Below are 14122 nucleotides of genomic sequence, written 5' to 3'. Positions count from 1 at the left end.
GCACGAATAGTTTAACTCTCGGGGACGCCGAAAATATTCCTCAGCGCACTTTGACGGTTATTTCTGTGCGGGACAACTGTTTTGCAAAAGCTCTGATCTTAATGATACCCTTATGCTCACCCGCTTGAATAATGGCCATCAGCTTCCCGTTAAAGGCTTTGCGATAATTTGCCTGGAAAGGTTCGGTGGTTGCAGGGTTGCCATTATCTACTGCTCTCAAAGTTCCGGAGCCGGAAACCTCAAAAGAAACCAGGTTTTCTGCATCAGGGCAAAGATTGCCTTCCCTGTCTACTATTTTTACGGTAACGTAACAGAGATCGTCAACGCCTTTGACCAGCCTATTCCTGTCCGCCTCTAAAACTATCCGTGCGGGTTCTTTTGCCGTCTTCACCGAACGGGTTGCTGCGATACGGCCATGAGCATCATAGGCAACCACTTTCAGTTCACCGGGTTGGTAAATGGCACTATCCCACCTTAGCCGGTAGCGGTTGAGCAGTTCATCCGTTTTGAATCGTTTTCGGCCGAAGCTTTTTCCGTTAATAAATAATTCGGCCTCGGGATAATTGGTGTATACAAATACGGGCACTATTTTTCCAACCCGTTCTGGCCAGTTCCAGTGCGGAAGTACGTGCAAAACCTTTTTGCGGCTCCAGCGGCTTTGATAAAGATAATACCGGTCTTTAGGCAGCCCGGCAAGGTCGATCATCCCGAAATAAGAACTTCTGCTAGGCCAGTTGTCGTTATAAGGGGAGGGTTCTCCAAGGTAGTCTGTCCCTGTCCAGACAAACTCACCCAGAACAAACTTATTTTTATCCTGATTCATCCATTCCACATCCGGCAGCTGCGACCAACTGCAATATTCAAGATCATAAGAAGAGGCCTGGTTGTCTGGCCAAATCTTCATAGACGCTTTGGCAGCCGGCAAATGATAGGCCCCCCTGGAACTGACGGTAGAGGCCGTCTCACTACCATAGAGCGGCTTATCCGGCAATAACTGGTGGATGCGCGAATACTGTTCTGGTTTGTAATTCCAGCCGGGAATATCCAGTACTTTGGCAAATCCATAGTCAATAGCGGGTTCAAGTACATTAATCCCTGCTGTTACCGGCCGTGTAGGGTCGGCACGTTTGCATATCATGGTCAAATACTTCGCAATCTCAGCTCCATCCGGTGTCGTGGCTTCCTTAATCTCATTTCCAATACTGTACATAATCAATGCCGGATGATTTCTGTCCCGCTCAATCATTGCTTGTAAATCCTTTTCCGCCCAGTTGTCAAACAGCCGGTGATAGCCGTTCTCTACTTTGGGAATTCGCCATTCATCAAATGCCTCATCAATGTAGTAGAACCCCATTTCATCACAAAGTTTAAGCATTTCAGGTGCGTGAGGGTTGTGTGTGCCCCGGATAGCATTGCAACCCATTGCCTTTAATAATTTCAACCGGTGCCTAAGCCCCGCTTTATTGAACGCCATGCCTAATGCGCCCAGGTCATCGTGCAGGCATACCCCCTTTAGTTTAGTTTTTATACCGTTGACCGTCATACCGCGATCTGGCGAAAACCGTATGTCGCGGATGCCGAATGTAGTGTAATAAACGTCGAGTATCTTCGATGACGAAAGGACGGTGGTTTTGACACGGTAGAGCGCCGGATGTTCTGCGGACCATAGCTCGGGGTTGGCAACTACGATCTGGTTGGATACGTTTAGCTTACCGCTTAAGTGCTTTACCGAAGCTGAACTCCCTTTTATATGGCCTTTAGGATCGTATATTTCTTGCCGGATAACAATGGCTTTATTGTTGTGCAATTCGTTACAGATCTGCGTCCGGATATTGATTTTAGCTTCTCGCGAAGTGATTGAGGGTGTTGTGATAAACGTGCCCCAATGGCTTACATGCACGGCATTTGTTTTAACCAGCCGGACCATTCTGTATAGCCCCGCACCGGGATACCACCGGGAAGAACGCTCCTGGTTTTCCAGGCGGACAGCAAGTACGTTTATACCGTTCCAGTTAACGTAAGGGGTTATGTTAAATTGAAAGGAAGTGTACCCATAAGGCCATTCGCCAACAAATTTCCCGTTCAGGAAGATACGGGCGTTACTCATTGCACCGTCAAATTCAACCGTGATGTTCTTCCCCTTGTCCTTAGCGGTGATAGGAAGTAGACGTCTGTACCAGCCGATGCCAAAGAATGGCAGTCCACCTGTTCTGCCAATCCTTAGTTTTTCTTTAGCCTCGCCATCTTCTGTCACCCTTACCGATTGCTGATCATTGTCTCTCGAAAAAGGACCTGAAATAGCCCAATCATGGGGTACTGTTACTTCTGTCCACCCCGGGCCGTTTAATTGACTGCTCAAAGCATCGGGCATTTCCTGTTTTGCAAAAAACCAGCCCTTTTTTAGCTGTTCAATCTCCCTGTAACCTTGCGCTTTTAGCTGGCACACGGTGAAGATCAACATGCCGATAACCATACTCGATTCCCTTAGAAATACCCTTTGATGCAGCTTTGGTAAAAAAAACATAAATATGTAATACTTAATTTAAAAGATATATCCCTCTTGCCTGGAATGAACCGTAGTTCAGTTATTTGATGTAAAGCCCGATATTGGGCTCGCCCTGGTTTGTCTGGCTAGCAATCGTTTCTTTGTATGATCAAAAAAAAGTAGCAGCGATTTAATCGTAAGGGACTGTTTCCCGGAGTTACTTAGCCTGTCTGCCGACCTGAAGCGACCATAAAAACAAGGTTGATAGGTTGCTTATTTTAGTTTTGATAACCGTCGCGCCTTCAATACCTCCCCCCCTGCAAGCAGGAATGGCCCAATTGCATGCTGATCGTCGGTAACGCGCGGACGGTTTAAAAAATAGCTCAGATCCTCGCTCATATCAGTAGGCGGGCAGGTGTCTTTTATTTCAAGCCCCGAGGTGATCTTAGTTTTCAGTCCCCGCCAGCCCCTCATACCTGTTTTGTTGAAAGAGCGGTTTAACCACCCCTCGTTTACGCCTTTTAAAATGCAATAGGTGAACATGCCGGAACAGGATGATTCGCTAAAACTTTCCGGAACATTTAATACCTGGTGCCACAAGCCATCTTTATCCTGGTACCTGGCAATTCCTTTTGCAACCTGGTTAAATATCGCGATCAATCTTTTGCGCTGCGGGTGATCATAGGGAAGATGGTTGAGCAGATCTGCAAGGGCCATGATAAACCAGCCATTACCCCGGCCCCAGAAGTGGGAAGCAGGCTTTTGGGTGTTTTCCAGCCACAAACAATGCATTAGCTGGCTTTTGTCATCCCATAGGTAATTGAAATAGTTATACGTTTCACTAATTGCCTTATCCAGGTACTGAACGTCTTTGGTGGATTGCCACATTCGCACCCAGTAAGGCGAAAGCATATAAATATCATCGATTTGCACCGCTCTTGTCCTGTATTTGCCGCCCTTTTGTCTAACGAACATCCCATTCGCTAACTTGGGCGCGGTTAATAAAAAAGACTGAAATGTCTTCAGTCCGTTGATCTTCTCCTGGTTGGTTAGTATGTTTTGTTGCGCAGCAAAAGCAGCGATCATGCCGCAATGCCACATTTCAGTCGGATGCAAATACCAGTCAAGGGTTTTTAGCTGACTGGTGCTTTTTCTTTCTTCCAGATAGGCACAAAAAAAGTTAATGTTCTTGCGTGCATAATTCGCATAGCTACTATCATTAAGCACTAGGCCAAGTTGATCCATCGCTTCCATGATGATGAAATTCTGGTACATCCATTCATTATACCTGGACGGCTTTGTGTTTTCACCGAGGCTAGCTAATGAGAAATTGGTGTTGTTGGATACCCTGTCTGCAACACCGTGAATTAGCACTCTGTCAGAACAGCTGACCAGTAAGGTGGATAAATAAAATACGAAGAGCTGCCACGGAATTCTCGGCATAGGATGTTGCTTAAACTGTTTGTAAGATCTGTTTTGCGTTTAATAGCCATAACCCTGACCAATGCAATTTTAATTGGCCAGGGATGTTGGGTTATCAATTAATAGTTATGTTAAGATTGATCAGCGAATTATAGTAGCCGTTCTGGAAGTCGCTGGCTTCCAATACCAGTTTGTCAGCACCGCCGTTTCCAGAATAAAGATATTTTACCCCGCCTTTTTTTAGCAGTTCCTGAGAGAATGCGCTACCCACCTTGGCAGGTAAATTATTGATCACCAGAGAGCCGTTTGCAGGCAATGTTTTTACAGTATAAAAAATATTATTATCGGCCGTCCCGGATAAACTAAGGTCATCGGTGCTGATGGTTTTATAACCTACCTTGCTGTCTACAACCAGGCCATTATTAACCAGGTCCTTAAGCACCGTGTTGGCAGCACTGCTGATTAGCAGATATGGTCGTCTGTTCGCCGCGGCTTCTTTGGTGGCAAATTGATAATTGATGGTATTGCTGGTGGTAAACAGGCCGATGTTAATAAAGGTTCTGTTCGCCGCAAGCGCATCCATATAGGCCGAGGTAATTGTTCCGTACTGCCAACTAAAATTATTGGCCGTAGTTACCGGGAAACTGGATAATGGAATGGTGCCCGGTACCGGCGCGTTAGCCCAGGTTACCTTGTTTTCCTGCCAGTCGACATTTTGATCTTCCTGTACGGTGATGGTACCCGCGCCATCTATACGATTAATGAATGCGGCAACTTTGACCGAACCGATGCGATTGTTGAAGGATGGCTTCCGGATTGGAAACTGCAACAAAGCCCTGCGGGTAAAACTCATGTTGGTAGGCGTGTTCATCACAATCATATAGATCAATGATCCATAATTGGTATTCATCAGCGTAGTGGTGCCGGCATTAACGTAAGAATCTTTTGTAATAGGAATGGTATCGGTGGCATAGCTGACACTGCCCGGATTTACCGGATCAGCGCCTTTTGTTTTTGGTACATAGTACGTAAATCCGTCTATTACATGCCCGATAGCATTCTTGAATTCAAGATTTTGGGTACGCACGATCACACTGTTAGAATTTACGGTGCTTGATTGATTGACGAAAAGTACATACTGATTGGTGGAGCTTGGGGTCCTGGTCAGAAAAAGCGAGTCCTGGCTGACGGTCAGATACACTTGCGCCTGGTTTGCCGGTAAGTCAAAAGATCTTACCCGTTTTGGGATCAGGTTATTCAATACTAGATTTTTCCAGACTACAGGCGATACATCATTGATGCTCTGGGCGCCTAAAGATTGCAGGAAGGTATTGATAGCGCCATCGCTCGGAATGATGGCCGTATAATCTCCGGCACTGTTAAAAAGGTCTTGTAATCCTGCCAGTTGCACAATTTTGCCATACAGACCAACCTTTGTCAGATCATTGGAATGAAAATCATTGTCAGAGAGAAATTGCCAGATGGTTTCATTCTTCAGATTTGCACCTGCGGGGATACTGGGTAGTTCTTCGTCTTTTAACAAACTGAATTTTTTACATGCGGTCATGAAGAGCGATGTGCAGATCAGTAACGTTAAACTAAATATGGTAAGCGTTCTCGTTTTCATGATTATTTGTAATAGGAGTTCTGTTCTATCAATGGGTTTTGATTGATCACGTTCAGGCTGATCGGCCATAATATATTTGCAGGGTCACTAAGCCCGTTGATGGGCTTCATGATGGGTATTGCTCTGCCGGTCCTCACCAGATCAAACCACCTTTTACCTTCAAAGCACAACTCGCGGGCCCTCTCATCCAAGATGAAATCCTCTGCCTGCACCCTTGAGAAGGCGTTATATTGCGACGCAGCAATTGCCGGAACGCCCGCTCTTGCGCGTACCTGGTTAACCAGTGTGAACGCATTAGCAACCTGCCCTTTTGCGTTTAATGCCTCTGCACGCAGCAAAAGAATATCGGCAAGCCTGTAGAGTATCACATTTTTATCATTACCGGTAACGGTGTTGAAAGTTCCTTTTGGGAAAAACTTAAACACCTGGTTCAGCGACTTCAGGTCTGCTACCGTGCGGATATCATTAGGGTCAAATTTTGCGAGGATATTATTGCTGGCATTGAATTGCGCATTACCGGCGCTACCGTAGATGCCATAAATTCCGGACGTTGCCCCCTCGTTATAGCTAAATGCAATTTCGAAAATCGACTCGGCCGAATATCCGGTCTGGAACATTTGCGCATATTCAGAATTATCGATCAGGGCGGGGGATGCGAAATAGTTGATCGATGGATCATACAGCGTGGTAAGCCTGTAGTTAGAATTTACGATAGCCCCTGAACTATTCACAAATCTGGCAGAAGTGATCAGCGCGCTGTCCATATTATTCCGGTGCATGTAATAATCTGTCTGGATCGCATCAATAGCCCCCTTCGTCAGCATGGCACGGTTCTGCATCACGTCCGTATAGCTGGATGGCAGCAGGTTACCTGCAAGTATCAGGTCTGTTGATATCTGGTTGTATACCTTTACTGTATCCGTTCGCGGTGTTTGAAAAGAGATAATATCGCCGGTAATAGGCTGCGTAATTAAAGGAACGTTGCCCCATATCCTCACCAACCAGAAATAACATAGCGCCCTTAACCCATATGCCTGGCCAAGTACCCGGTTATATTCGGTGGTACTGGTATAAAGCCCGTTCGCTTTCATCAGCTGGACGTTACTGATGATCAGGTTAGCTTGTTTGATCACCTGGTAAAACCCGCCCCAGTCTGTAAAATTGCTGTTTACGTTAAGCGTATTGTTGATCACGCTTATAGAAGCATTGTTATTCTGCAACGCAAGTACCAGATTATCAGATCTTGCCTCGCCGTAATAAATAAACTCGGTATTCAACGTTGATTGCAAGGCCTTGTAAGCCCCGTTCAACGCAGCGGATGCCTGGGCTGGTGTCTGCCAGTAATTATCGCTAGAGTAGGAAGTGATCGGGCCTGAATCTATTTTTTTACAAGCCGCGGCTGTTAAAAGTACAGCCATTACCATCCCGATTAGACGTATATGTTTAATGCTCAAAAGTGTTTTCATCGTTTAGAAACTGATGTTTAATGACAAATTGTAAGATCTGGATTTTGGAAAGGATGCGTTATCGATCCCAAACCCTAAAGGATTATTCCCAGCGCTGACTTCCGGGTCGTAACCCGTGTAGCGCCCGAATACGGCCAGATTATTCACACCTAAACCCACATTGCCGTTTCTGATACCCACACGGCTTAAGAGTTTCCCGGGAAGGCGGTACGTTAGGGTCAGATTTTGTACCCTGATAAATGATCCGTCTTCCACAAAGCGGCTTGAGGGTGCATAGTTTTCCATCGGGTCGCCTTTAACAAGCCTGGGCACGTCTGTAATATCGCCCTGCTTTTTCCAGCGCCGTACCTGGTCTATGGTATAATTTCCATCGAACTGATAACCGTCTATTGACCGGGTAAGGTTGTTGAATATTTTGTTCCCGATAACGTAGTTGACGAATACCGCTAATGAGAATGATTTGTAGCTTACCGTGTTCTGGAAGCCTCCGAAAAACTGCGGGGTAGGGTTCCCTATAATCTGAAGGTCTTTATCGTTGATGATTCCGTCGCCGTTTACATCCTGATAAATCTCATCTCCGCCCTTGTACACTGCACCTGTTGCCGAACCCTTTCTAAAGGGAATAACCGTGCCGTTAGCATCTGTTTTGTATACATTATCTGCGTCGTGTGCATAAACCCCTAATGAACGGTATCCGTAGAATACCCCTACCGGATAGCCAACCCTTGCCAGGCTAAGTGCGGTAGGACGGTAATCCTGCCCATCCGGAAGTGAGGTGATTTTGTTTCTGTTAAGGCCAAAGGTTACAACCGAACTCCATTTTACTTTTTTGTTAATAAGCATGCCGTCAAGCTGGATGTCTACACCCTTATTGCTTAATCCGCCAAAATTATAGGGTATGGTGCTGTAGCCAGTTTGCGACGGAATCTGTACGTTGAACAGCAGGTCATTCGTGTTTTTGACGTAGTAATCAACACTCAAATTAAACCGTCCTGAAAAGAACGTCAGATCAGTCCCGATATCAAACTGCCTGGTGGTTTCCCATTTCAGGTTGGGGTTGGGCAAACCATCAGAGATTACGGATACTGCGCCTAAATATTTCCCGGCATTGCTATATGACCCGGTAGACGCATAGTCGCCGATATTCTGGTTACCGGTAATGCCATAACTTGCCCTTAGTTTACCGTCCAGGATTTTATTTGTATTCAGGAATTTTTCTTCTGTAAATCTCCATCCGCCAGATACGGAAGGAAAATAGGCATATCGGTTGTCTGCACCGAAGCGGGACGACCCATCTCTTCGCAGTAAAGCCGAGAATAAATACTTCGATTTATAATTATAGTTCACCCTTGAGAAAAACGACTGCAGAACAGACTGGGTGATAGACTGCGTGAACAGATCAATATTAGCCGCCCCGCCGATAGTCGTGATCACGTTGTCGATAAAACCGCTTCCGCGAAGATTCAGATTATTGGTTTTATTGAACTGGTAAGACTCCCCGAAAAGCACGTTAATATTATGATTATTGAAGCTTTTCTGATAGGTAATGGTGTTCTCGTTCACCAAAGAATTATTAATGATCGGATTATAGATTGAGAAAACCGATTTGGGCGACGTAGCTGTTGATAGTTGCGGAGGAGAGAAATAATAGGTGTTGGTATTACTGTAATCTACACCGAGCGTAGATCTGATATCCAGGCCTTTTGCCAGTGTGAGTACAAATTCTTGCTGACCTAAAAGGCGCGAACGCTCAATTTTGTTAGTACTGTATATCGCCTGGGCAAGCGGGCTCGGCTTAGAACCATCGAACAAGTTGATGATCTGCCCCGTTATCGGATCGTACGGGCTGTAGACCGGCATGGTCACCAGGTAGGTGAACATCACACTGGAGGTACTGTTACCCGTATTTAAGCGATTATAGGTATAGTTTGATAGATTGAAATTAGTTGAACCGCGCAGGAAAGATGAGATTTTATAATTTGTTCTTGCGCTCGCATAGGCTTGTTTATAATTTGTTTCGATAATGATAGGGGCAAGGTTACGGAAGCCGGCGCTCACGTAATAGTCCATCGCATTATCCTTTGACGAACCGCGTACGCTTACGTCCGTTTTGTATTGCAGTGATCTTCTATACATCACATCCTGCCAGTCGTAAGAGTCCCGGTAATAGGGGTGCAGCGAATCGATCACGGAAACTTTTGTTGTTAATGCCCCGGTCGAATTATATATCGCTTCGGTGTATGCGCTGCGCCATTCGGGGCCGTTCAATATGCCAATCTTACGGTAAAGGCCAACAGAAGAAGCGTTCTGAGAAAAGGAGATCTGGGGCCGCTGGCCCTTGCCGGATTTTGTAGTGATCAGGATGACACCGTTAGATGCACGTGCACCATAAATAGATGCTGTTGCCGCATCTTTTAATACCTCTATTGATTCGATATCTGAGGGGTTGAGGTCGTTAAGCGGGCTGAATGTTGCGCCATCCTGGGCAGATGTAAAAGAATCATTATTAACGGGCAAGCCATCTATAATGATCAATGGCGAGCTGTTTCCGTTAACTGAAGACACCCCCCGTAAGGTGAAATTAGCGCCCGCGCCGGGTTCGCCAGAATCTGTAGTGATTTGCAAACCTGCAATTTTGCCCTGCAGGCTGGTATTTAAAGAGCCGCCTGCAAACGTATCCATTTGGTCTGATTTAATGGAGGCGATAGCACCGGTTACGTCGCGCCTTTTTTGAGAACCGTATCCAACCACAACTACCTCGTTTAATTTGGAATCGATCTCTTTTAAAGTCACGTTGATAACGGTCTGATTGCCGGTTGGCCTTAACTGGGTACTGTAACCGATAAAAGAGAACACCAAAACGGCTTTAGCATTGGGAATTTTGATTTTGTAATTACCTAAAGCGTCGGTTACTGTTCCTGTCTGCGTGTTTTGGATTTTTATGGTTACCCCGGGTAAGGTATTTCCGTCGCCATCTTTAACAGTACCTGAAACCGTGATCCCCCCGGTTTGGGCATAAGCTGTTCTGGGTACGATGGTCAGGAACAGCGTGTAGAGAATTAACAAAAAAAAGCAGCAACGCCATTTTGGATAAAAATGCACCATAGTAATTCTTTGAATTTAGGTTATAAAAAGGTTTAAATAATTGGTATGCTTACAAAATTCAGAGCAATCTGATCAGCAGTAAAATACCCATGATCAGAAGTAATCCGACGTAGATCAGTTTAAGCTGCGGCTTATTTGCGTTGTCCTTCAAATTTGGTTTCATTGCTTTCCAAAATTCCTAAACCAATGCCTTTTTTGTTCATGCCATTTATATCACAAGAGCATGTCTAATTACTCAGGACTGCCTGCTTTATGCCCGTGACAGATATATCCTGGCACCCGGGGGTAAAATCAACTGGAGATGAACAAATGACTATGCTGTTTGAAGCATCAGCAATTGCAACAATTCGCCACTTAACCCTAATTTGCAACTTGTAAACTAACCCACCAATTAAACATGATTTATAAGAAGTACCTGGCACCCCTGGGAGTGCTGGCGATATTTTCAAATACCGCTTTATGCCAGCAGAAGCAAAGCGGCAATTACCGGTCAGAGTCTGTCGAGGCCAGGGTATGGAGCCTGGATAAAGACAGAAATTCTGTTTATAGTGATTGGAAACCTTTCGAGACCAGATTGGTGGGTAATATAACGGATTTTACCCCGCTGAAGGAACCCGACTTTGATACGTATGGCTTTGATAAAAGTAAGCGCTTCAAAGCAACCAATTTCTTCCGTACAGAAAAGATTGACGGCCGCTGGTGGATTATCGATCCGCAGGGGCATCCCGGTACCAATGTCTCTATCAATAGTGTCGTCAAAGGTAATTCGGAAAGAAACGAAGCCGCTTTCAGAGATGATTTCAAAAATGATGAGGATTGGACAGAGAAGACCGGGCAACAGTTGGAAGGGTTAGGCTTTAACGGTATAGGGGCATGGTCTGCCTATAAAGAATTCATCAAAGCCAATAAAAAAGCGTCTAAACCGGTTTCTTATTGCGTGATACTTAATTTCATGAGCTCTTACAGCAGTAAAAGAGGGAAGGGTTATAAAGCTATGGGAAACAGCGGGCATAAAAAAGGGCTCATCTATGCTTTTGACCGCGAATTCCCTTCCTATTGTGAGGAGGTGGCCAGCCAGATAGAACAGTTTAAGGATGACCCCAACCTATTCGGCTACTTCACCGATAATGAGATACCTTTTGCAGCGAGCAACATAGATGAATATTTAGCGATACCCGATGAAGACGACCCTAACCGGCAGGCTGCGTTAGCCTGGCTGAAACAAAAGGGAATCAGCGAAAATGAGCTGACCCCGCAGCTTCGCAATGAATTTATGGCTTTTGCGGCAGACAGTTACTACCGTGCAGTTACTGCTGCGCTGAAACATTTTGATAAAAATCACCTCATACTCGGCACAAGGCTTTACCGTAACGAGAAGAATACGCCTGAGTTTATGACGGTGGCCGGAAAATACTGCGACGTTATCTCAATAAACTATTACGGTGCCTGGACACCAAGCGTGGAGCGCATGCACGATTGGGGCGAATGGTCTGGTAAACCTTTTATCATAACCGAATTCTACACGAAGGGGATGGACACCGGGTTTCCTAATATGTCTGGTGCGGGCTGGCAGGTAAAAACACAGGAAGACCGCGGAAAAGCATACCAAAATTTTTGCCTCGGACTGCTTGAATCCAAAAATTGCGTGGGGTGGCACTGGTTTAAATACCAGGATAACGACCCGCAGAGCAAGAAGTCTGGCGATAATTCAAATACGGATTCCAATAAGGGGCTGGTGGATAATAGATATCAGCTATATGATCCGCTCGCTACAAAGATGCGTGAATTGAACATCAACAGATACCGGTTGATAAAGTATTTCGATGCCCTGCCGGGAAAAAATAATTGATGGTATAAAGCTTACGAATCAGCAGGGTGCATAATCGATTACTTGTTAGCCAACCTTGGTAAAATTTAGATCGACCATTAAACTTTATGAGAAGACTTTTTACCGCTTTAATATTTGCTTTTACATGTGTGGCGGCTTCGGCAGAAGCACACTCACCAGATTTGGTTATTTATGGTGCAACACCAGCTGGTATCATGGCTGCTATCGCTGCAGCCCAGGAGGGGCTTAAAGTAACCATTGCAGAACCCGGAAAATATATTGGCGGTATGCTGACCGGCGGACTGTCTCATACCGACTATGGCGACCGCACGGTTATCGGTGGGTTGGCAGCGGACTTTTATAAAAAGGTAGCAGAATATTACCATGCGCCGTTGTTTTATTGGCGTGGGCCCGAACCCAAGGTAGCAGAACAAATTTTAACGAACTGGCTGGAAAGACAGAAAGTGCAGGTGCTATTTGGAAAAAGGTTGGAAAGGGTTGAGAAGAATGACGGCATAATTACCGAGCTGTTCTTTTTGGATGGAACCTCCCTGAAAGCAAAGGTATTTATTGACGCGGGCTACGAAGGCGACCTGATGGCTAAAGCCAGGGTTTCTTACACTTATGGTCGCGAAAGTAAAAAGGAGTACAATGAAAAATGGGCGGGTAGGCAACCGGTAACCTTTACCAGCCACCAGATAGACGCCCGTCTTAGCCCTTACCGTGATGGACCTGGTAAGCAGCTTCTCCCGCTGATAAATAGATTGCCGATGGCAGAAATTGGCGAAGCCGACGGCGGAATACAATCCTATTGCTTTCGTATGATCGGGACGGACAAAACTGAAAACATGGTTCCCTGGCCGAAACCGCTCCACTATGATACCCTTAATTTTGAACTGGTAAAAAGGTATTACAAAGAAAGGCCGGATGCAGACCCCCTGGTTCGTTTTATTCCGACGCTGCCTAACGGTAAAAGCGATATTAACTCCTCGGCAGGTATCTCAACCAATTTATTGGACGGATCAAGCTGGAGGTACCCGGAGGCAGATTACCGTCTGAGGGATTCACTCTGGCAATGGCATAAAGATTATGTTCAGGGGCTGGTCTATTTTTTGGCCAATGATTCATCCATACCCGCCAGGGTGCGTGAGAAAATGAAACTTTTTGGCTTATGTAAAGATGAGTATACAGATAACGGTAATTTTCCTCATCAGCTTTATGTAAGGGAAGCGCGCCGCATGAAAGGCGAATATTTTATGACAGAGCATGATCTGGAAGATGACACGGTTAAATATGATGCCATTGGCATGGGCTCTTACAATATGGATGTGCGGGAAATGCAGCGAAGCTACATCAGCCTGAGCCGCTTCCCGGAACTGGTTGATGAAGTTTATAACGAAGGTTACCTTTCTATCCCCGTAGCGCAATACCAAATCCCTTACCGTGCACTGCTACCGAAATTTAACGAGTGCAGGAATCTGCTGGTGCCGGTTTGCCTATCTGCCAGCCATATGGCGTTTGCTTCTATCAGAATGGAGCCCCAGTTCATGATTATGGGGCATGCCGCTGGCATCGCCGCAGCCTTAGCCGTTAGGCAAAAAACGGCCGTACAGCAGGTGGATGTAGTTGTTTTACAGAAAAAGCTGAAAGCGGCAAGGCAAGTGATATCCCTTGCAGAAAACCCATACGGTTTGTGGAATTCGCCCCAAGATGTCATTATAGACAATAACATGAAGGGTTTTACCTCCTTTACCGGTAAATGGACGGAGATAGAGACAAAACCGAAGGGGCGTTATGAAATGAACTTCAGGAGTAAGCCCCAGGGCGGTGCCGGCACGTTTACATTCAGGCCCTACTTATTCAGATCCGGGCAGTATGACGTATTCTGTTGGTCTCCGGCAGATGAGGAGAGCGCGGCCAAAGTACCCTTGAATATTGGCACTGCAGATGGAATTGTAAATGCCTCGCTGAACCAGCATGATTCAGGGAAATGGGTGAAGATTGGCCGCTACCGGTTTGTGAAAGGCAGCAAAAGTTATATCTCCATCGTCGGGGAGCAGGATAGCCTGGTGAACGCCGATGCGGTACGTTTCTGTTGGGTGGATAACTGAGCCCATGTTCTTTACCGTCAACTATCGCCGGACTACCTATGAACCGGCGTGCTAACTTTTAACGATAAATCTAAAATA

General features: G+C 45.7%; 7 protein-coding genes. 2 read left to right on the top strand and 5 right to left on the bottom strand.

What is annotated here, in order from left to right; genetic code table 11:
* Positions 1-40 precede the first annotated feature (40 nt).
* From galB to MUY27_RS04735, 5 genes are all read right to left on the bottom strand, one after another.
* Positions 41-2524 carry a beta-galactosidase GalB gene (gene galB / locus MUY27_RS04755; protein ID WP_245128841.1) on the bottom strand — a complete coding sequence of 828 codons (2484 nt, stop codon included), beginning with the start codon at positions 2522-2524 and terminating at the stop codon, positions 41-43.
* Between the two features lie 234 nt (positions 2525-2758).
* A complete protein-coding gene (locus MUY27_RS04750; RefSeq protein WP_245128840.1) occupies positions 2759-3928 on the bottom strand; it encodes a glycoside hydrolase family 88/105 protein in 1170 nt (389 codons plus the stop codon).
* A gap of 94 nt (positions 3929-4022) precedes the next feature.
* The gene (locus tag MUY27_RS04745) at positions 4023-5534 is read right to left on the bottom strand and encodes a CBM96 family carbohydrate-binding protein (protein WP_245128839.1); all 1512 of its coding nucleotides are present in this window, start codon (positions 5532-5534) and stop codon (positions 4023-4025) included.
* A 2-nt stretch (positions 5535-5536) separates the two neighbouring features.
* Positions 5537-6952, bottom strand: a complete 1416-nt coding sequence (locus tag MUY27_RS04740) for a RagB/SusD family nutrient uptake outer membrane protein (RefSeq protein ID WP_245128838.1) — start codon at positions 6950-6952, stop codon at positions 5537-5539.
* Between the two features lie 51 nt (positions 6953-7003).
* Positions 7004-10105 (bottom strand): SusC/RagA family TonB-linked outer membrane protein, encoded by a 3102-nt coding sequence (locus tag MUY27_RS04735; RefSeq protein WP_245128837.1) that lies wholly within the window; start codon positions 10103-10105, stop codon positions 7004-7006.
* Between the two features lie 397 nt (positions 10106-10502).
* Here MUY27_RS04735 and MUY27_RS04730 point away from each other — a divergent pair, with 397 nt between their 5' ends.
* Positions 10503-11954, top strand: a complete 1452-nt coding sequence (locus MUY27_RS04730; protein WP_245128836.1) for a glycoside hydrolase 5 family protein — start codon at positions 10503-10505, stop codon at positions 11952-11954.
* Between the two features lie 86 nt (positions 11955-12040).
* Entirely contained in the window at positions 12041-14044 is a 2004-nt protein-coding gene (locus MUY27_RS04725; RefSeq protein WP_245128835.1) for an FAD-dependent oxidoreductase, read from the top strand.
* The last annotated feature ends 78 nt before the right edge of the window (positions 14045-14122 follow it).

Source organism: Mucilaginibacter straminoryzae (assembly GCF_022953055.1).
Lineage (GTDB): Bacteria > Bacteroidota > Bacteroidia > Sphingobacteriales > Sphingobacteriaceae > Mucilaginibacter > Mucilaginibacter straminoryzae.
Note: the sequence above shows the minus strand (reverse complement) of the source record. Positions and strands in the feature narration are given on the sequence as shown.

Coding starts and splice junctions, on each gene's coding strand:
- MUY27_RS04740 (WP_245128838.1), bottom strand. CDS start 6,952: ATGGCTGTACTTTTAACAGCCGCGGCTTGTAAAAAAATAGATTCAGGC.
- MUY27_RS04750 (WP_245128840.1), bottom strand. CDS start 3,928: ATGCCGAGAATTCCGTGGCAGCTCTTCGTATTTTATTTATCCACCTTA.
- galB (WP_245128841.1), bottom strand. CDS start 2,524: ATGTTTTTTTTACCAAAGCTGCATCAAAGGGTATTTCTAAGGGAATCG.
- MUY27_RS04725 (WP_245128835.1), top strand. CDS start 12,041: ATGAGAAGACTTTTTACCGCTTTAATATTTGCTTTTACATGTGTGGCG.
- MUY27_RS04735 (WP_245128837.1), bottom strand. CDS start 10,105: ATGGTGCATTTTTATCCAAAATGGCGTTGCTGCTTTTTTTTGTTAATT.
- MUY27_RS04730 (WP_245128836.1), top strand. CDS start 10,503: ATGATTTATAAGAAGTACCTGGCACCCCTGGGAGTGCTGGCGATATTT.
- MUY27_RS04745 (WP_245128839.1), bottom strand. CDS start 5,534: ATGAAAACGAGAACGCTTACCATATTTAGTTTAACGTTACTGATCTGC.